This window comes from Hyphomicrobiales bacterium (genome assembly GCA_002869065.1).
Taxonomy (GTDB): Bacteria; Pseudomonadota; Alphaproteobacteria; order Rhizobiales; family Rhodobiaceae; genus Rhodobium.
The window spans coordinates 113,855-133,374 of the sequence record PKTR01000001.1 but is presented as its reverse complement, the minus strand read 5'-3'; the positions used below and the strand labels follow the sequence as shown (position 1 = coordinate 133,374).

General features: G+C 64.2%; 13 protein-coding genes. 2 read left to right on the top strand and 11 right to left on the bottom strand.

The window, feature by feature from the left end; genetic code table 11:
• Positions 1-30 precede the first annotated feature (30 nt).
• Entirely contained in the window at positions 31-2,670 is a 2,640-nt protein-coding gene (locus C0606_00645; GenBank protein PLX39087.1) for an aminopeptidase N, read from the top strand.
• Positions 2,671-2,875: 205 nt separating this feature from the next.
• The gene (locus C0606_00640) at positions 2,876-5,221 is read left to right on the top strand and encodes a PAS domain-containing sensor histidine kinase (GenBank protein ID PLX39086.1); all 2,346 of its coding nucleotides are present in this window, start codon (positions 2,876-2,878) and stop codon (positions 5,219-5,221) included.
• Positions 5,222-5,316: 95 nt separating this feature from the next.
• Here the strand turns inward: C0606_00640 and C0606_00635 are convergent, their stop codons facing one another.
• From C0606_00635 to ccmI, 11 genes are all read right to left on the bottom strand, one after another.
• On the bottom strand, positions 5,317-6,144 hold the full coding sequence (locus C0606_00635) for a hypothetical protein (GenBank protein ID PLX39085.1): 828 nt from the start codon (positions 6,142-6,144) through the stop codon (positions 5,317-5,319).
• A gap of 50 nt (positions 6,145-6,194) precedes the next feature.
• The gene (locus tag C0606_00630) at positions 6,195-9,194 is read right to left on the bottom strand and encodes a bifunctional [glutamate--ammonia ligase]-adenylyl-L-tyrosine phosphorylase/[glutamate--ammonia-ligase] adenylyltransferase (protein PLX39084.1); all 3,000 of its coding nucleotides are present in this window, start codon (positions 9,192-9,194) and stop codon (positions 6,195-6,197) included.
• Positions 9,191-10,600, bottom strand: a complete 1,410-nt coding sequence (locus C0606_00625) for a two-component sensor histidine kinase (protein PLX39083.1) — start codon at positions 10,598-10,600, stop codon at positions 9,191-9,193. The genes C0606_00630 and C0606_00625 overlap by 4 nt, the downstream gene beginning before the upstream one ends.
• Positions 10,584-11,264, bottom strand: a complete 681-nt coding sequence (locus C0606_00620) for a DNA-binding response regulator (GenBank protein PLX39082.1) — start codon at positions 11,262-11,264, stop codon at positions 10,584-10,586. Before C0606_00620 ends, C0606_00625 begins: the two co-directional genes overlap by 17 nt.
• A gap of 121 nt (positions 11,265-11,385) precedes the next feature.
• Positions 11,386-12,909 (bottom strand): hypothetical protein, encoded by a 1,524-nt coding sequence (locus C0606_00615; GenBank protein PLX39081.1) that lies wholly within the window; start codon positions 12,907-12,909, stop codon positions 11,386-11,388.
• A gap of 444 nt (positions 12,910-13,353) precedes the next feature.
• The gene (locus C0606_00610) at positions 13,354-13,581 is read right to left on the bottom strand and encodes a hypothetical protein (protein PLX39080.1); all 228 of its coding nucleotides are present in this window, start codon (positions 13,579-13,581) and stop codon (positions 13,354-13,356) included.
• 147 nt (positions 13,582-13,728) lie between these two features.
• The gene (locus tag C0606_00605) at positions 13,729-14,964 is read right to left on the bottom strand and encodes an osmotically inducible protein C (protein ID PLX39079.1); all 1,236 of its coding nucleotides are present in this window, start codon (positions 14,962-14,964) and stop codon (positions 13,729-13,731) included.
• A 174-nt stretch (positions 14,965-15,138) separates the two neighbouring features.
• Positions 15,139-15,618: a cytochrome c-type biogenesis protein CcmH gene (locus C0606_00600; GenBank protein PLX39078.1), complete on the bottom strand. Its 480-nt coding sequence runs from the start codon at positions 15,616-15,618 to the stop codon at positions 15,139-15,141.
• 4 nt (positions 15,619-15,622) lie between these two features.
• Positions 15,623-17,605 carry a heme lyase NrfEFG subunit NrfE gene (locus tag C0606_00595; protein ID PLX39077.1) on the bottom strand — a complete coding sequence of 661 codons (1,983 nt, stop codon included), beginning with the start codon at positions 17,603-17,605 and terminating at the stop codon, positions 15,623-15,625.
• Positions 17,606-17,716: 111 nt separating this feature from the next.
• Positions 17,717-18,160 (bottom strand): cytochrome c maturation protein CcmE, encoded by a 444-nt coding sequence (locus tag C0606_00590; GenBank protein ID PLX39076.1) that lies wholly within the window; start codon positions 18,158-18,160, stop codon positions 17,717-17,719.
• Between the two features lie 136 nt (positions 18,161-18,296).
• Positions 18,297-19,478, bottom strand: a complete 1,182-nt coding sequence (gene ccmI / locus C0606_00585; protein PLX39075.1) for a c-type cytochrome biogenesis protein CcmI — start codon at positions 19,476-19,478, stop codon at positions 18,297-18,299.
• Positions 19,479-19,520: the final 42 nt, after the last annotated feature.

Here is a 19,520-nt window from a genome sequence, read left to right as displayed (position 1 = left end):
CCTCCCCAAGCCCGCAGGACAACAAGAACAATGCGCACCGATACGGCCAAGCCCGTCCGCCTTTCAGACTACACGCCGACACCTTACGCGATCGCGACGGTCGACCTCGACATCGATCTCGATCCGGCAAAGACGACGGTGGTGGCGAAGCTCGTTTTCGAGCGGCGCGCGGGCATCAAGGCGGGCACGGCGCTCGTCCTCGACGGCGACGGGCTGGATCTGGTTTCGGTCTTGCTCGATGGTGCTGCGCTCGGCGAGGACGCCTATGAGGCAACGCCGGACCGGCTGACGATCAAGGCGCCGCCGGCGGGCCCGTTCACACTCGAAATCGTCACGCGGATCGCGCCCGAAGCAAACACCGCGCTGATGGGGCTTTATCGCTCGAGCGGCAATTACTGCACCCAGTGCGAGGCGGAGGGCTTCCGCCGCATCACCTATTTCCTCGACCGTCCGGACGTATTGTCGGTCTATACGGTGCGGATTTCCGCCGACAAGGCCGAGGCACCGGTGCTCTTGGCCAACGGCAATCCGATCGAGGCCGGCGACCTCGATGGCGGGCGCCATTTCGCGTTGTGGCACGACCCGTTCCCGAAGCCGAGCTATCTGTTCGCCATGGTCGCGGGCGACCTCGCCATGGTGCGGGACAGCTTCACGACGATGAACGGCCGCGTCGTTGATCTGCGCATCTATGTCGAGAAGGGCAAGGAAGACCGCTGCGGCTATGCGATGGACGCGCTGAAGCGCTCCATGCGCTGGGACGAGGAAGCCTTCGGGCGGGAATACGACCTCGACATCTTCATGATCGTCGCCGTCGGCGACTTCAACATGGGGGCGATGGAGAACAAGGGCCTCAACGTCTTCAACGACCGCTACATCCTCGCCAATCCCGACACCGCGACCGATCAGGACTACGCCAATATCGAGGCGATCATCGCGCACGAGTATTTCCACAACTGGTCGGGCAACCGGGTCACCTGCCGCGACTGGTTCCAGCTCTGCCTGAAGGAAGGGCTGACGGTGTTCCGCGATCAGGAATTCACCAGCGACCAGCGCTCGCGGCCGGTCAAGCGGATCGGCGATGTGCGGCTGTTGAAGGCGCACCAGTTCCCCGAGGATGGCGGCCCGCTCGCCCATCCGGTGCGACCGACCGTCTATAATGAAATCAATAACTTCTATACCGCGACCGTCTACGAAAAGGGCGCCGAAGTGGTGCGCATGCTGAAGACGGTGGTCGGCGACACCGATTTCCGCGCCGGCATGGATCTCTATTTCGACCGACACGATGGCGAAGCCGTCACCATCGAGGATTTCCTCGCATGCTTTGCCGAGGCAAGCGGCCTCGACCTCACCCAGTTCGCGCTGTGGTACGCGCAGTCCGGCACGCCGGCGGTTACCGCCTCGGCGAGCTATGACGAAACGGCGAAGCGTTTCACGCTCGAACTGGAACAGGCGCATTTGCCGACGCCGGGTCAGGCGGTGAAGAAGGCGATGCACATTCCGATCCGCTTCGGCCTTGTCGGCCCGAACGGCGCCGACCTGCCCTTCGACGCGGTCGAGGGGGCGGCGATCAAGGACGGCGTCCTGCATCTCGTCGAGGGCCGCCAGACGGTGACCTTCGAGGGTGTCGCGGCGCGGCCTGCGGCCTCGCTGCTGCGCGGCTTTTCCGCGCCGGTGAAGCTGCTCAGCAATCAGGGCCGCAACGACCTCGTCTTCCTGTCGCGCCACGACAGCGATCCGTTCAACCGCTGGCAGGCGATGCAGACGCTGGCGATGGACTATCTCGTCACGGCAACAGCCATGACCGGCGCCGGCGAGACGATCCATGCCGATGCGGTGCTGATCGATGCGTTGGGCAGCATTGCCGGTGACGATAGCCTCGAGCCGGCCTTCCGCGCACTCTGCCTGCAGATGCCGAGCGAGAACGACATCGCGCGCGAGATCGGTGAGGATGTCGATCCCGACGCCATCGCACAGGCGCGCACGATGCTGCGTGGCGATATTGCGACCGGCCTTGTCGAGGTGTTCGGGCAACTCGCCGAAAACGGCAGCGATGGCCCCTATTCCCCGGATGCGACCGCCGCCGGCGTTCGCGGCTTGCGCAATGTCGCACTGGACTACCGGCTGATCGCCAATCCAGCGGCTATCGCGCCCATGTTGCTGGCGACCGTCGAAGACGCAGACAACATGACCGACCGCATGGCAGCGCTGACTTCGTTGGTCATGCACGGAGCGGATGAAGCCGATGCCGCGCTCGACATCTTCTACCGCCGTTTCGAGGGCGACGCGCTGGTCTACGACAAATGGCTTTCCGTGCAGGCCATGGCGCCCGCGCCGAAGACCCTCGCCCGCGTGCAGGCATTGACCGAGCACGAACGCTTCTCGTTCGCCAATCCGAACCGTGTGCGCTCGCTCGTCGGCAGCTTCGCGACCGGCAACCCGACCCAGTTCAACCGCTCCGACGGCAAGGGCTTTGCCTTCGTCGCCGACGTGGTGCTGAAGCTCGACAAGACCAACCCGCAGGTCGCGGCGCGGCTTCTGTCGGCGTTCCGCTCGTGGCGGGCACTGGAACCGGCGCGCAAGGCCGCCGCGGAGAAGGAATTGACGCGGATCGCGACCGCGCCGGAACTTTCGCCGGACGTGTTGGATATCGTCACCCGCAGCCTGCAATAACGCTTGCCAAACCCGCTGCGGCGGGCTTCCGCAACGGCAGAATCACGCCATTTTGCACGCATTCTCGGGCTCAACCCGAAACCGGCGAATATTCCGCATATTTCCGGTAGACAAGACGATTCCAGTCGATTCAAATAGCAGTGATTCGGATGTGCTGCGTTCCCGAAACGGTGAAGTGCGAATTTTAAATATTGGGGGACACGGCATGGCTGGCGCAACCGAAGCGCCGCGACGTTTTGGGCGACTCTTCTTTCGCTCCGTCGCAGAACACAAGGACCTTGGCGGGCACATCAAGCTCATTGCAGCGCCGGCCTATGAACGTCTTCTTCTGGCCGAGCCGATATTTCAGCGCTCCATCCCGGTTCTTATCGTCCTCTTCATCATAACGCTCGCCACCGTTCGCGGCGTCTACCTCTATTATGATCGTGAAGCGATGGTCATCGACGCCCAGGATGATCTGACGATGATCGCGACCGTCCTGTCGGCAGAAATGCAGCGCCGCGAGGCAACCCTGCCCGAGACCGGTTTGGCGACCGCCCTGCAGGACGTTCTGGCCGAGGTGCTGCCGCCGCGCGCCACCAGCCGGAATCGTCAGATCCTCGTCACCGACAAGGACGGCGCCGTAACCGCCACCGCCCCCATGAAGGCGATGCTTGAGGGCCGCTCACTGTCCGATCTGCTCGGGCCAGCGCAGCCGCTGACGACATTCGGCGCGCGCGCCGGCGTGATGGAACTCACCCTGCCCTCGGAAGAGACCGTATTCGCAACCGTCCACCACCTTGACGGCAAGCTTGGCATGGTCGCGATCACCCAGCCAAAAGAAGCGGCGCTGGCAAGCTGGCGCTCGCTGTTGTCGGCATCGGTGACGCTGTTCGTGTGTACCGCAGGCACGCTGATCGTCCTCGTCTATGCCTATTTCGCGCAAAGCGCACGCGCGCGTGAAGCCGACGCCATTCACGCCGAAATGACGACCCGCATCGACGCGGCCCTGCAGCGCGGCCGCTGCGGCCTGCTCGACTGGGACCTCGCACGTGGACGGATGTTCTGGTCGACCTCGATGTACGACATTCTCGGTATGCCGCCACGTCGCGATCTGATCGGCTTCGGCGAGGTCGAGGCATTGATCCATCCTGAAGACGGCAATCTCTACGACATCGCCGAGATGCTTCTGCGCGAAGGCGGCGGCATCGACCACACCTTCCGCATGCGCCATGCCGATGGCTCCTGGCTGTGGATCCAGGCGCGCGCCGAACTGTGCGAAACGGCCGACGGCAGCGCGCCGCACCTGATCGGCATTGCCGTCGACGTCACGGAACAAAAAACTCTTGCGGAAAACACCGCCACCGCCGATCTGCGCCTGCGCGACGCGATCGAGACGATCTCGGAAGCGTTCGTGCTGTGGGATGCGGACAACCGGCTGGTGATGAGCAACTCGAAGTACCGCCAGTTCCACAATCTGTCGGAAACGCTGATGAGGACCGGCGCCTCCTATGACGACATCATGGCGGCGGCGCAGGAACCGATCATCACAACGCGCATGGTGGATGACGGCACCAACCGGGGCGGCGCCCGCTCCTACGAGGCTCAACTCGACGGCGGCCGCTGGCTGCAGGTCAGCGAACGGCGCACCAAGGACGGCGGATTCGTTTCCGTCGGCACCGACATCACGCCGATCAAGCACCACGAAGAAAACCTGATGGAGAGCGAACGCCAGCTCATGGCGACGGTCGCCGATCTGCGCCATTCGCGCCAGAAGCTGGAAGTGCAGGCACAGCAACTGGTCGAGCTCGCCGAGAACTATTCGGAAGAAAAGACCCGCGCCGAAGAGGCCAACCGGACCAAGTCCGAGTTCCTCGCCAACATGTCTCATGAGCTGCGCACGCCGCTCAACGCCATCATCGGCTTCTCGGAAATCATGCGCCAGGGCATGTTCGGCGATCTCGGCTCGGTCAAATACGAGGAATACGCGGTCGACATCCACGAAAGCGGGCGTCACCTGCTGTCCGTCATCAACGACATTCTCGACATGTCGAAGATCGAAACGGGCCGGCTGACGATCGCACCGGAAGATATCGAGTTCGCGCCGATTGTCGCGGAATCCGTGCGCATCATGGAGCCCGAGGCCAAGGCCCGCTCAATCGACATCGAGAGCCAGATAGCCGGCGACGCCGCGCTGACGGCGGATCCGCGGGCGATGAAACAGATCCTTTTCAACCTGCTGTCCAATGCGGTGAAGTTCACCCCCGAAGGCGGCTATGTCGCGCTGCGCGCCACGACGCGCGGCAACATGCTGTCGGTTGAAATCGAGGACACAGGTATCGGCATCGACGATGCCGATCTCGCCCGCCTCGGCCAGCCTTTCGTTCAGGTCGAGAACCAGTTCTCCAAAAGTCACCGTGGCGCCGGCCTCGGTCTTGCGATCTCGCGCTCGCTGGTCGAACTGCATGAGGGCGAGATGCGCATTCGCTCGACCAAGGGCGAAGGCACGATCGTTTCCTTCACGCTGCCGCTCGCCGGTCCGCGGCAGCAGGATGCATCCGACGCCGCCTGAGCATTTCGGTTCAACACCATCGAGAGAAACAAGAAAGAGCCGCGCGATTGCGCGGCTCTACTGGTTTCAGGCGTGAGGTTCACGCGCCTCGCTGCTTACTGAGCAGGGGCTTGCGGGGCCTGTTGAGGCTGGCCGGCTGCCGGAGGCATTGCGCCCGGTCCACCCCACCCCATCGGCGGAGGACCACCCCAGCCGGGGCCACGCCAGCCCATGGGCGGAGGACCGCCCCAGCCACCACCGGGACCGCCCCAACCCATGCCAGGGCCTCCCCAACCACCCCCGGGTCCGCCCCAGCCGCCGCCAGGTCCACCCCGACCCATGCCGGGACCACCCCAACCGCCGCGCGGGCCGCCCATCATCGGCAGCTCCTGACGCTCCACCTTGCCGTCGTCGTTGCGATCGAGCATGCCGAAGCGCTCGGTGCGGGGTTTGTCGAACTCTTCCTTGGTGATGATGCCGTCGCCATCGGTGTCGAAGCGGCTGACGATGCGGTCGCGCCTCGTTGCCATGCGTTTGGCGAGCAGCGCGTCGATCTCATCCTTCGTCACCTTGCCGTCCTTGTCGGCATCGAAGGCGGCGAAACGCTTGGCACCCGGGGTGCCGGCAAGAAACTCTTCGAGGCTGACCGCGTTGTCGTCGTTCTCATCGAAACGATCGAACATATAGGCCATGCCGCCGGGGCCCATGCCACGCCGGCCGCCCCTATGCCAGCCCTTGTGCCAGCGGTGATGGCGTCCCATTCGCGGACCGCCCCAACCGCCCATGCCAGAGGCGCCCATGCCGGGACCGCCCCAATCGCTCATTCCATAGCCGGGGCCCATACCTCCCGGGCCGCAGCGATAACCGTCGAATGCCATGGCAGCGCCGCTCAGAAGAACCGCGATGCCGCCACCGAGCAGTGCGACCTTTGTGAATGTCTTCATAATCTTGCTCCCTTCGCATCGTTGCCCCCGACGCGAGTGTCACGACCGGGCTATTGCCCACCGCCTGTCGCGACCGCACCGACCACCGTTTCGAAGATCCTTCGCACGGCAGCCTGTGTCTCCTTCAGATGCGCTTCCAGACGCTCAGTGTCCGGCAATTCGCCAGCGCGCGCGAGCACATCCTTCAACCCTTTTGGCGCTTCGGCCTTGTTGAACGGCCCATCGATCGCGAGCCGCAAGACCTGGGTGATGTTGTGATAGAGCCGGATCGCCGGGATTAGTATGTCGACCTCTTCGGGTCCCAGCAGTTTCTCGGCGGCAGCTCTGTTCAGCATCTCGCCCGTGTTGCTGTTCAATATCTGGGGATGGCTGCGCCCATACGCAAGCTGCAGATATTGTGCGATAAACTCGATGTCGACGAGGCCGCCGGCGACCTGCTTGATATCCCAGGGGTCTGTCGTCCCCTTCTCCTTCTCGATCCGTCCGCGCATCTGGCTGACATCGGCGCGCAGGGTTTCGAGATCACGCTCACGGCATAGCACTTCCCCGATGACTTCCTGAACGGCAGGCACGAAATCGGCATCGCCGGCGATCACCTCGGCGCGCGTCAGCGCCATGTGTTCCCAGGTCCACGCTTCCTTCGCCTGGTAATGGGTGAAGGCCGAGAGGCGGGTCGCGAGCGGCCCGGCATTTCCGGACGGGCGCAGGCGGAAGTCGACCTCATAGACGGTGCCTTCCGCGGTCGGGGCGGAAAGGGCCGCGACGAGACGCTGGGTCAGGCGAATAAAATACTGGCTCGGCGTGATCGCGCGCGGCCCGTCCGATGCGGTGACCGTGTCGTCGCAATCGTAGAGCAGGATCAGATCGAGATCGGAACTTGCCGTCATCTCGCGTCCGCCGAGCTTGCCGAGCGCCAGCACCGCGAGCTTCGCGCCGGGCACCTTGCCGTGCGTCAGCTCGAATTCGGCACGCGCCTCGTCGAGCAGTGTTCGGACGATGACGCGGGCAAGGTTGGCGTAGGCATCGCCCGCCTGGCTCGCCGACAGCGTTCCGGTCAGGATACGCACGCCGATCAGGAACATCTGCTCCTGGCCGAAAATGCGCGCCCGGTCGAGGCGGTCCTCGTAGTCGCGCGCCTCACCGAGCGAGCGCGTCAATCGTTCAGCAAGTTCGTCGGCGTCGGGGACCGTACCGAAGAAGGCCGGATCGAGCAGCGCATCAAGCACCCGCGTACGGCGGCTGATGGTCTGGGCGAGCCGCGGTGCCGCCGACAGAATGGTGATCAGCAGGTCGAGCAGACCGGGATTGGATCGCAGGATGGAAAAGAACTGCACCCCGGTGGGTAGCCCCGCGACCAGCCGGTCAAAGGCGAGGAACGCGGCGTCCGAGTTCTCCGCCTCGCTGATCGCCTGAATGAGCAGCGGCGTCAGTTCGGTCAGTTGCTCGCGGGCGCGGGCGGATCGAACAGCCGGATAGCGCCCGAAATGCCAGGCACGCACCGCCTTGGTCACATCTTCGGGCTTGCGGAAGCCGAGCGATGCGAGCGTCTCGATGGTGTCGGGGTCGTCCTCGGTGCCCGTGAAAACGAGGTTTCCGAGCGTTGCGGTGAGTTCCGGCTCCGCCTCGAAAAGCTCGGCGTAGTGGGACCGGACGGCCATCAAACGGCTTTTCAGCGCCGTGGCGAACCCGTCGTAGTCGGCATAGCCTGCAAGCCGGGCAACCCGCATGAGTGCGTCTTCGTTTTCCGGTAGCGTTTGGGTCTGCTCGTCGTTGACCATCTGAATGCGGTGTTCAATGCCGCGCAGATAGCGGTAGCTCTCGGCGAGCTCATCGCGCGCCTCGCCGGTGATCCAGCCGTGGGTGACGAGCATGTCGAGCATGTCGAGGGTGCGGCGGCCGCGCAGGTCGGGCTCGCGCCCGCCGGCGATCAACTGCTGCGTCTGGACGAAGAACTCGACCTCGCGGATGCCGCCATGGCCGAGCTTCACATTGTGACCGGCAACGCCGATCGCCGCAAAGCCCTTGTGGGCGTGAATCTGACGCTTGATCGACTGAATGTCGGAGATCGCCGCGAAGTCGAGGAACTTGCGCCAGATGAAGGGCGCGACTTCCTTCAGGAAGGCTTCGCCGGCCGCGATATCGCCGGCACAGGCGCGCGCCTTGATCAGCGCCGCGCGCTCCCAGTTCTGACCGAGCGACTCGTAATAGGTCAGCGCGGCAGGCACCGATACAGCAATCGGCGTTGCGCCCGGATCGGGCCGCAGGCGCAGATCGGTACGGAACACGTAACCGTCGCCGGTGCGCTCCTGCATGATCTTCACCAGCCGCTTGGTGATGCGCACGAAGAAAGGCTGCGCCTCGTAAGGATCATCGATCGGCGCCAGATCGGGATCGAAGAAAACGATGAGGTCGATGTCGCTCGAATAGTTCAGTTCGCGAGCGCCATGCTTACCCATGGCGATGACGATGTAGCCGGTATCCTTCTCCGGCTCGTCCTCGTTGAAGCGGGTCAGCTTGCCCTGGCGGTTGGCATCGCGGAACAGGAAGCGCACCGCCGCGCCGAGCGTTGCATCGGCGATATCGGAAAGCGCGCGCGTGACCTCGTCGACGCCCCATACGCCGCCGATATCGGCGAGCGCAATGGTCAGCGCCGCCTTGTTCTTGACGACACGCACCTGCGTCATCAGCGTGGCCTCGTCATCGACGGGCGCATAGGCGTCTTCACAGAGCTGCGCGATGAAGTCAGTGGGATCGGCCTTCAGAATTTTGCCGAGGGTGACGGGATCGCGGAAGGCAAGGTCGCGCAGGAACGGCGCATTGGTGAAGGTGCCGCCGAGCAGGCGGGCCACTTCAGCCTTCGACTCGATCAGCCGGGCGACTTCCTCGCCGCCCTCGCTCTTGCGCGCCTTTTCGATCAGGTCGGTGAGGAGATTGACGGCGTCATCCTTGGCCGACGGCGGCGGAAGCGTCGCGATCCTGGTAAAGAGCCGCGGGTCGTCCGGTCGCCCCTGCGCCGTGTCCCCGGCGTCCTTGTCGGCAGTCGTGTTCATGCGCCATCCCCGTTCGTCGCCTTGAAGCGCATCTCGACCCGAAGTCCCGGCCCGTTGTCGAGAAAACCAAGAACGGCGCCATGCATCTGGGCCACGGCCTTGACCAGGCTGAGCCCGAGCCCCGAGCCCGGCTGCGTGCGGCTTTCCTCAAGCCGTACGAACCGCTCGGCGACCCGGTCGCGTTCGGTTTCGGGGATCCCCGCCCCTTTGTCGGCAACGGACAGCACGAGCTCATCTCCCTGGCGCATGAGCCCGATCGCAACGGTCGATTGCGCGTCGTCGGCGGCAGACTGCCCGTATTTCAAGGCGTTGTCGATGAGATTGGCCAATGCCTGGCCGATCAGTTCGCGATTTCCACGGATCATTGGCAGATCGCTTCCGACGGTGGCCGAAAGCGCGAAACCGGCCTCTTCAGCGACAGGCTCGTAGAGCTCGGCGACGTCGTCGACGATTGCGCCCAGATCAAGCGGCTCGGTCGCCAACTGCTGGGCATCGGCCTCGACACGGGCGATTTTCAGCAGCGCATCGAAGATCTTTATGAGTTGCTCGGATTCCTCGATCGTCTGCTCCAGCGCCTCACGGTAATTCTGTTCGCTCGGCTCGCCACGCAGCGCCGACTCGACCCGGTTGCGCAGCCGGGTCAGCGGCGTCTTCAGATCGTGGGCGATATTGTCGGACACCTCCTTCAGCCCCACCATCAGCCGCTCGATGCGCGCGAGCATGGCGTTGAGGCCCTCGGCCAACCGGTCGAACTCGTCGCCGGTGCCGGTGATCTGCAAGCGACCGGAAAGGTCGCCGGCCATGATCTGGCGGCTGGTGTCGGAAATCGAATCGATGCGCTTGAGCACACGTCGGCTGACGAATACCCAGCTCAACAGACCGAGCGCCAGCATGACACCGACGGAAATGCGGAAGGCACGGCCGATGATCTCGCGAAATTCCTCGCGCTCGCCGACGTCGCGACCGACCATGACCCGCCAGCCGCCGGGAAGAACGAGCACCCGGGCGATGGCGAAATGCTCATCATCGACATCGCCATCGAGCCGAGAATATGGCACCGGGCGCGACTTGGTGCCGAGATCGTCGAGCATGGCGGTCGGCAGGCTTTCGACATTGCCGGCGATCGGATTTCCCGCGATGTCGGTGAGCAGATAGAGCCCGGCGCCGGGACGACGCGACATGTGGTCGATCATGCGCGTCACGCGGCGTATGCCGGCGCGTTCGTACTGCTCGGCGATCGTCAGCAGCTCCTGATCGATGCTCTCCTGGAGCTTGCGGTTCAAAAGCTCGCCGGTGTTGTAGGTGATGTAGATGATGAGAAAGGCGGCAAAGGCCGAGAACACCGCCAGATAGGCGATGGAGAGCTTGAACGCGGTGGTGCGGAACAGTTTACCGAACGCCGTCACGGATCACATACCCTGCGCCGCGCACCGTGTGGATGAGCGGTGTGTCGAAACCCTTGTCGATCTTGCCGCGCAGCCGCGACATGTGCACGTCGATAACGTTGGTCTGGGGATCGAAATGATAGTCCCAGACGTTTTCCAGCAGCATGGTGCGGGTGACGACCTGGCCGGCGTTCTTCATGAGGAACTCGAGCAGGCGGAACTCGCGCGGTTGCAGCGGAATGTCGTCGCCGGCGCGGCGCACCGTGTGTGACAGGCGGTCGAGTTCGAGATCGCCGACCCGGTAGGTCATCTCGCCCTCGCCCGGCTTGTGGCGGCGGGCGAGCGCCTCGATGCGGGCGAGCAGCTCGGTCAGCGCGTAAGGTTTGGCGAGATAGTCGTCACCGCCGGCTCTCAGCCCAGTGACGCGGTCATCGACCTGTCCGAGCGCGGACAGGATCAGCGCTGGCGTATCGTCGCTCCTGGCGCGCAGGTCGCGGACGATGGACAGCCCGTCTCGGCCCGGCAACATCCGGTCGACCACGAGGACGTCGTAACCGCCCTCGCTCGCCATGTGCCAGCCCTCATCGCCAGTGAAGGCCTGCTCACAGATATGTCCCGCTTCCTTCAAGGCTTTGACGAGATAGGCCGAGGCTTCGCGGTCGTCTTCGATCACCAGGATTCGCATAATTGCCACCATAGCAAAAAACGAAGACGGCAGGCCGGATGGGGGCGGCCTGCCGTCCGTCTACCCTGACCGGTCGGGGGCTAGAGGCCCGGTCATTGGGTACTTCGGTTTCGGGGTCGGGTTAACCGCGCGAAACCGGAAGCGCGACGAAGCGCGTGGCGTCGCCGGTGCGCACCCGAAGGAGGGTCGCGTTGCGGCCGCTCTTCTCGGAAGCCGCAAGGGCGGCGAGGACATCGTCCGGCGTCGAAACCGGCTTGCCGCCGACCTCGAGAATGATATCGCCAGTGCGGATTCCGCGTTCGGCGGCAGGACCGGACGGGTCGACATTGGTAACCGCGACACCCTCGTCGCCGGCGCCGGCGACGGACGATGCCGGCGCAAGCACCAGGCCGAGCTGATCAAGGTCGGACGGATCGACCTCCTCGGCAGGAGTGCCACCCTTGCCAGCGTCGGTCAGCTTGCCGAGCGTAACGGTGATGGTCGTATCGCCACCATCGCGGAGAAGGCCGATCTCGACTTCGGAGCCAGGGGCGTAGCCGGCGATGCGGCGGGCGAGTTCCTTGGCCGAGTCGACCTTCTTTCCGTCGACGGAGACGATGACGTCGCCCGACTTGATGCCGGCCTTGCGGGCCGGGCCACCGGCCTGCGGTTCGGAGACCAGCGCGCCGCTTGCCTCGTCAAGGCCGAGACCTTCGGCGATGTCGTCGGTGACGGTCTGAATGTGGACGCCGAGCCAGCCGCGCACGACCTTACCGTCGTCCTTCAGATCGTCGATGATCTGCTTGGCGGTCGAAGCGGGAATGGCAAAGCCGATGCCGACCGAGCCGCCCGACGGCGAGAAGATCGCGGTGTTCACGCCGACGACCTTACCCTTCAGATTGAAGGTCGGACCGCCGGAGTTGCCGCGGTTGATCGGGGCGTCGAGCTGGATGAAGTCGTCATACGGGCCGGCGCCGATGTCGCGGCCGCGGGCCGAAACGATGCCGGCGGTGACGGTGCCACCGAGGCCGAACGGATTGCCGACGGCAACGACCCAGTCGCCGACGCGAATGTCCTCATCGGCGAAATTCACATGCGGGAAGTCGCCGTTGCCTTCGACCTTGATCAGCGCGAGGTCGGTCTTCTCGTCGGAGCCGATCACCTTGGCGGTGTATTCCTTGCCGCTGTTGGTGGTGACGGTCACCTCTTCGGCGTTTTCGACGACGTGATTGTTGGTCACCGCATAGCCATCGGCAGAGATGAAAAAGCCGGAGCCCTGCGCCTGGGTGAACGGACGCTTGCGGCGCGGATGATTCTGGAAACCGCGCGGGCCTTCCTCGCCGAAGCGGCGGAAGAAACGCTCGAGCGGGTGACCGCGCGGGATGTCGGGCATGCCTTCGAAGAAGGACTGTTCGGTCTTGGCCTGCGCCTTGACGCGGATGGATACGACGGCGGGAGAGACCGTCTCGACCAAATCGGCGAAACTCGCCGGCGCGGTCGCGGCAATTATCTGCTCGGCCTGGGCGCTGTCGCCGGTGAACAGAACCGACTGGCCGGCAATGACACCGGTCATGCCGATGGCAAGCGCGCTCGCCATCAGCACCGTCTTGGTGCGCGGCATCAAGCGGGCGGTCCAGCCGTATTTGCGGTTCAAATTGTCACTCATCGCGTGAATATCTCCTCTGGAAGTCTGACCGTAGTCAAAACAGGGAAGCGGTCGGGCATCGCTTCCACTTGCGAAGAAATATGGTTCGCGTCGCCTTACCGCTGCATGTCGGGCGCATTAAATCTTGGTAATGTTGCGGTCGAGCGAGCCGCCAAAATCGCCGGCAGAGCAACGCGCGCTGCGGGAAACTGCACAAAAATTCCTTTTTCCCAATTTCTTTTCAATGACTTGATGCAAGCTGACGGAACTATGATAGGGCCTCTCAGGCCCTCGTCAGTGTGGGTCCTTTACGCCTTCGGTCATCGTTCAAATGGAAACGCACCGAAGGAGAACACCAATGCAGAAGTTCCTTACCACCACGGCCATCGCTCTCGCCCTGCTCGCTCCCGTCGTTACCGGCGCGACCGCGGCGAATATCCTCGAGAACCCGGTGTCCGTCAGTGGCTACGACAACGGTTCGCGCACCGAGACGAACCGCAGCGACGACCGCATGGCCCAAAACGAGGATCGCGGCGAGCGCTCCAACGATGACAACGGCCGCGACAACGACGGTCGGGGAGACAATGACGACAGTGGTCGTGGCGGCAGTGATGATGGCGGTCGCGGCGGGGAAAACGATGGTGGCCACGACAGCGACGGCGGCGGCCATGGTGGCGGCAACGGCGGTGGCAATGGCGGCGGCGACAGCGACAGCGACAGCGACGGCGGTCACGACAGCGACGATTGATCTCGAGAGGACAACACCAACTGCGGCGGCGCATCCGATTCCCTTCGGGTGCGCCGTTGGCATTTCTCTGACGCCGTGAACGCGATTGCGACTCAGTCTTCCTCGGCAAGCACCGTGACGACCGACGCCCCCGTGGTCAGCGTCTTGTGGACCGGGCATCGGTCTGCAATCTGGCGCATCCGTTCGCGGGTGTCGGCATCGAGGTCGCCATCGATCGAGATACGGCGTTCGAAACGGTCGATTCGGCCGCCGCGCTCGCGATCCTTTTCGGCGCAGTCGCCGCAATCCTCGGCGTGCACCTTGGCGTGCAGCACATCGACCGAGACCCGCTCGACCGGCAGTCCCTTGTGCTCGGCGTAAAGCCGCAGCGTCATCGTCGTGCAGGCGCCGAGCGCGATGGACAGATAATCGTAGGGTGACGGGCCGGTATCGAGGCCGCCGACCTTTTCCGGTTCGTCGGCAAAGAGGCGGTGGCGGCCGACCTGGACGAGGTTCTGAAACTTGCCCTCCCCCGTTTCGACGACGCGCACGGCGGGCGGCTCAGTGCCGGCGACCTCCGGCTCGGGCTTGATGAAGCGGGACGCCCAGGCGGAAATCACATTGGCCGCGTAAGCGCCGTCTTCCGCGTCGCTCAACAGGTGATCGGCGGTGTCGAGGGAGACGAAGCTCTTGGGATGTCGAGCAGCGATGAAAATCTCGGTCGCGTTGTCGATGCCGACGATGTTGTCGAGCGGCGCATGCAACACGAGCAGGGCCTTGTGCATGTGGCCGATGCGCTCGCGCACGGTCTGCTGGCGCAGATCGTCGAGGAACTCCTTGCGGATGGTGAAGGTGCGGCCGGCCAGTTCTACCTCGGCCTTGCCCTCTTCCTCGATGCGCTCGACGTGGCAATGGAAATTCTGGATGACGTGCTCGGCGTCGGACGGCGCGCCGATGACGGCGACGGCCTTTACTTCCGGCACGTCGGGGGCGGCAACCAGCACCGCCGCGCCGCCGAGCGAATGGCCGATCAGCAGGCTCGGCGCTTCGAAATGTTGCCGCAGATAGTCGATTGCCGCGTGCAGGTCACCCACATTTGAGGAGAAGTCGGTCGATGCGAACTCGCCTTCCGACGAGCCCAGACCAGTGAAGTCGAAGCGCAGCACGGCAATGCCGTGACGGGTCAGCTCACCGGCGATGCGGCGGGCGGCGGCCAGGTCCTTGGAACAGGTGAAGCAGTGCGCGAACAGCGCGTAGGCGCGCACCGGACCCGCCGGCAGATCGAGACGGGCGGCAAGGGTTGCGCCGTGGCTGCCGGGAAAGCTGAGCGACTGCATGCGAGGCGCCATGGAAACCCTCCGTTGGCGATGGTCCGTTGGAGCTGGCGAAGGATGCGTCGTGGCATAGGCCCTGACGAGGGGCCTCCGAGCATTTTGCCTACACGTTGAAACGGCAAAATGCTCCGTCGCTTTTTTGGCCGCATCTTTGTCGACGCCAATTGGTTCAATTGGCTGCGCGATGCTCTATTTCTCTTCCTTATCAGCCATCACGCGCGCCAGTTCGGCCGCTTCGTCGTCGGACAGGGCCGCCGTATCCTTGGCTGCCACTTGCGTATTGCGCCGACGGTAGCCAACGACGATGGCGATGATGCCAAGCACCAGAACCGCCGGGGCGCCGACATATAGCAGCACCGTCTGGGCGCTGAAGCGCGGCGCCAGCAGCACGAACTGACCGTAGCGGTCAACGAGGAAGTCAATCACTTCGCTGTCGGTGTCGCCTTCCTTCAGCCGTTCGCGCACGAGAACGCGCAAATCCTTGGCGAGATCGGCGTTGGAATCGTCGATCGACTGGTTCTGGCAGACGAGGCAGCGCAGTTTCGCCGACAGGTCGCGGGCGCGTTGCTCGAGCTTGGGGTCGTCGAGCATCTCGTCGGGCTCGACGGCGTGGGCGGGAACCACGAATGCGGTGAGACACATCAAGACGGCAAACAGGATCTGTCGCATGATTCTACTCCGCCGCCGCTGCTGTCTGGCGTTTTTTCGCCCGCTTGGGCGCGCCGATGCGCAGCCGGCGATCCGTCATCGAAATCACGCCGCCGAACGCCATGACCAGAGACCCGAGCCAGACGAGGGTCACGAACGGTTTCCAGTAGAGACGTACGGCCAGACCGCCGCCACCCTGCTGATCGCCGATGGCGAGATAGACCTGCGAGAAGCCGATGGTGTAGATCGCCGACTCGGTCGTGGGCATGCCGCGCGCGGTGTAGACGCGCTTCGACGGATCGAGCTTGGCGACCATTTCGCCGCCTTTGCTCAGCTCGAAATGGGCAGCGTATTCCTTGAAGTTCGGGCCGTCGCGGGTTTCGGAACCAAGCAGCTTGACTTCGTAGGCTCCGATGTCAGCGGTATCGCCGGCCTTCATGACGAGGATGTGCTCGGTTTGCCAGGCGGACGTGACGACGATGCCGAGAACGGTGACGCCGACGCCGAAATGGGCGAGCGCGGTGCCAATGACGGTGCGCGGCATGCCGGCAAGACGCGTCAGCGACTGGCCGAACGGCACGCGGAGCAGCTTCATGCGGCTGGCCATTTCGGCAAAGGCGCCGATCATGATCCAGGCGGCAAGGCCGACGCCGATCACGGCAAGCAGCGGACCACCATCAACCAGCCACGCGGTGATGGCGGCTGACAGGATGGCAAGGCCAAACGCCACGAACAGCCGCTGCGTCGCGCCGACGATGTCGCCGCGCTTCCAGGCAAGCAGCGGGCCGAACGGCGTGGCGATCAGCACCGGCAGGATCAGCAAGCCGAAGGTCATGTCGAAGAACGGGGCGCCGACCGAGATCTTTTCGCCGGTGGTCGCTTCGAGCATGAGCGGATAGAGCGTGCCGAACAGGACGGCCGCGCAGGAGGCGGTCAGGAACAGATTGTTGAAGACCAGCGCGCCCTCGCGGCTGATCGGCGAGAACAGGCCGCCCTGCCGCAGCATGGGCGCACGCCAGGCAAACAGTGCAAAGGCGCCGCCGATGAAAAGCGCGAGAATGCCGAGGATGAAGACGCCGCGCGTCGGGTCGGTCGCAAAGGAATGCACCGAGGTGAGCACGCCCGAACGCACCAGGAAGGTGCCGAGCAGCGACAGCGAAAAGGTCAGAATGGCGAGCAGAATCGTCCAGACCTTCAGCGCGTCGCGCTTTTCCATGACGATTGCCGAATGGAGCAGTGCGGTGCCGGCAAGCCACGGCATGAAGGAAGCGTTTTCAACCGGATCCCAGAACCAAAAACCGCCCCAGCCGAGCTCGTAGTAGGCCCAGTAGGAGCCCATCGCGATGCCGAGCGTGAGGAAAATCCAGGCAATCAGGACCCAGGGACGGACCCAGCGCGCCCAGGCGGCGTCGATCCGTCCTTCGAGAAGGGCGGCAGCGGCAAAGGAGAAGGCGATCGAGAAGCCGACATAGCCGATGTAGAGAAGCGGCGGATGGATGGCGAGGCCGATATCCTGCAGGATCGGGTTGAGGTCACGTCCCTCGATGGGCGCCTGCGCGATACGCTCGAACGGGTTCGAGGTGAACAGGATGAAGGCGAGGAAGGCGACGCACACCCAGGCCTGGACGGCCAGCACGTTGGCCTTCAATGTCTTCGGCATGTTGTGGCCGAAGGCGGCGACCAGCGCCCCGAAAAGCGCCAGAATGAGCACCCACAGCAGCATGGAGCCTTCGTGATTGCCCCATACGCTGGTGTATTTGTAGAGCAGCGGCTGGGTCGAGTGGGAGTTGGCCCAGACGTTCTGCAGCGAGAAATCCGACAGGACGTAGGCCTGCGTCAGCGCCACAAAGGCAACGCCGATCATCAGGAACTGAACGCCGGCGACCGGGCCGGCGATCGCCATCAGCCGCCCGTCGCGGGTAGCGGCCCCCCAGATCGGAATGATCGACTGGATCAGCGCCAACGCCAGGGCAAGTACGAGGGCGTAGTGGCCAAGTTCGACAAACATCGGTCCGATGTCCTCCCGTGCATTCCGGTTAAGGCGCGACCGGATCAGGCCGCCATTCCCGGTTCAAGGAAATAGCGGCACCCGGCCGGATGCGCCACCCTTCTCGCAACGTCAGTTGGTTTCGTTGCCCTGCCACACGCCCTGTTCCTTAAGCGCGTCGGCGACTTCTTTCGGCATATAGGTCTCGTCGTGCTTGGCGAGCACGCTGTCGGCCTCGAAGGTTCCAGCTGTCGTCATCACGCCTTCGGTGACGACGCCCTGCCCCTCGCGGAACAGATCAGGGAGAATTCCCTTGAAGGTGACCGGGACGACGTTGGCGGTGTCGGTGATCTTGAAGGTGATGACTTCGCCTTCGCCGCGCACAACGGACCCTTCCTCGACGAGACCGCCGAGGCGGATGCGCTGTCCGGCCGGGATCTGTTTCGTCGCGACATCGGTCGGGCTCTGGAAGAACACGATCTGGTCTTCGAGGGCGAAGAGAACGAGGCCAACGGCGACGGCAACGACGAGGCCGGCCATTCCGATCAGGGTCAAACGACGCTGCTTGCGCGACATTGTTCTTACTCTTTCTCCGTTTCGGAGCCGGTGGCGATCTTTGGACCGTACCGCTCCCTCTTCCCGGTTAACGACCGTAGCCCCGTTCGACGGTGCCCACGGTCATGTGTCGAGCCCCAGCCCCAGATTACATCACCTATTCCGGCAAACCGAGACGTTTGCCGATCGCGGCCAACCGTTCAAGCGCTGCCGCGTCGTCAGCGTATGCGGCGCGCGCCTTGGCGAGCGCGGCCACTGCTTCGTCCTTCTTGCCCAACACACCGTACGCATTGAGCAAACGCAACCATTCGTCGACCGTACCACCATCGCTTTCGAGGCGTTCGGCCAGTCCGCTGACCATGTTCTGGATCATCGCCTGGCGATCTTCCGGCGCCATCGCCTGAACACGTGCGACGTCTTCAGCGCTCGGCGTCGGTCCGCGCGCGCCATCCGTCGATTTAGCTGCGGCCTGAGCCGGCGGTGTTGCCGGCGTCACTGGCGCCATGCCGGCGGCCTGACGAGCCGACGCGAGCTGGCGTTGGGCAAACGGCACCCACGGCGCCTCCGGATCCGCGTCCTTCAGCAACGCGTCCCAGGCAGCAACGGATTCGGCGTGCTTGCCTTGCTGGTTGAGCGCAACGGCGAGGAAAAAGCGCGGACGAACGGCCTTCGGATCGAGTTTGACCGCGCGTTCGAACGCTGCGCGGGCCTCGGGGGTCACGGTTCCGTCTTCCTGGGCGACGTGGGACTCGCCGAGACCGGCTTCGAGATCGGCGTTCGGGCCGTTCAAGCGTAGCGCGTTGGTAAAGGCGGTGATGGCCTTTTCGGTTGCGCCAATGCGCAGATAGATCGGTGCGACGATGGCCCAACCACGGCCGTCGTCCGGGTTTTCCGCGAGGAAGTTTTCCATCCGCTTGACGAGCGCGGCGATATCATTGCCGCCATGCACGTTTTGCAGGCGGCCGGCGAGCGGCTGATCCGGCATCTGCGGCGAGCCAAGCGACCAGTAAAGCCCGCCCGCAAGCACCGGTACGCCGATGAGCGCCAGCCCAATCACGGCGAGACGGCGACCCCCGCTGCTGCCTCGCGGGCTGCCCTCGTCCGCCTCGCGCGACGCGCGCAGCAGACGGCGCGCCACTTCGCTTCGTGCGGCTTCCGCCTCCTGCGGATTGAGCGTGCCGAGTTCGACGTCTCGATCGATCTCGCCGAGCTGATCCTTGTAGACGGCCACATCGTGTTCGGACTTCGAGGCAACCGAAACCCGCGCGCGCAGCAGCGGCACCAGGACCGCCGCAATCGCAATCACCGTCAATGCGGCCAAGATAGCCCAAAACGTCATCGTCACCGGCGCTTTCCAACTTCCAAACAACACTTCAGGCAA

Bases quoted from the DNA above. Each gene is read 5' to 3' on its own strand.
- C0606_00645 (PLX39087.1), top strand. From the start codon at position 31: ATGCGCACCGATACGGCCAAGCCCGTCCGCCTTTCAGACTACACGCCG.
- C0606_00640 (PLX39086.1), top strand. From the start codon at position 2,876: ATGGCTGGCGCAACCGAAGCGCCGCGACGTTTTGGGCGACTCTTCTTT.
- C0606_00635 (PLX39085.1), bottom strand. From the start codon at position 6,144: ATGAAGACATTCACAAAGGTCGCACTGCTCGGTGGCGGCATCGCGGTT.
- C0606_00630 (PLX39084.1), bottom strand. From the start codon at position 9,194: ATGAACACGACTGCCGACAAGGACGCCGGGGACACGGCGCAGGGGCGA.
- C0606_00620 (PLX39082.1), bottom strand. From the start codon at position 11,264: ATGCGAATCCTGGTGATCGAAGACGACCGCGAAGCCTCGGCCTATCTC.
- C0606_00615 (PLX39081.1), bottom strand. From the start codon at position 12,909: ATGAGTGACAATTTGAACCGCAAATACGGCTGGACCGCCCGCTTGATG.
- C0606_00605 (PLX39079.1), bottom strand. From the start codon at position 14,964: ATGGCGCCTCGCATGCAGTCGCTCAGCTTTCCCGGCAGCCACGGCGCA.
- C0606_00600 (PLX39078.1), bottom strand. From the start codon at position 15,618: ATGCGACAGATCCTGTTTGCCGTCTTGATGTGTCTCACCGCATTCGTG.
- C0606_00595 (PLX39077.1), bottom strand. From the start codon at position 17,605: ATGTTTGTCGAACTTGGCCACTACGCCCTCGTACTTGCCCTGGCGTTG.
- C0606_00590 (PLX39076.1), bottom strand. From the start codon at position 18,160: ATGTCGCGCAAGCAGCGTCGTTTGACCCTGATCGGAATGGCCGGCCTC.
- ccmI (PLX39075.1), bottom strand. From the start codon at position 19,478: ATGACGTTTTGGGCTATCTTGGCCGCATTGACGGTGATTGCGATTGCG.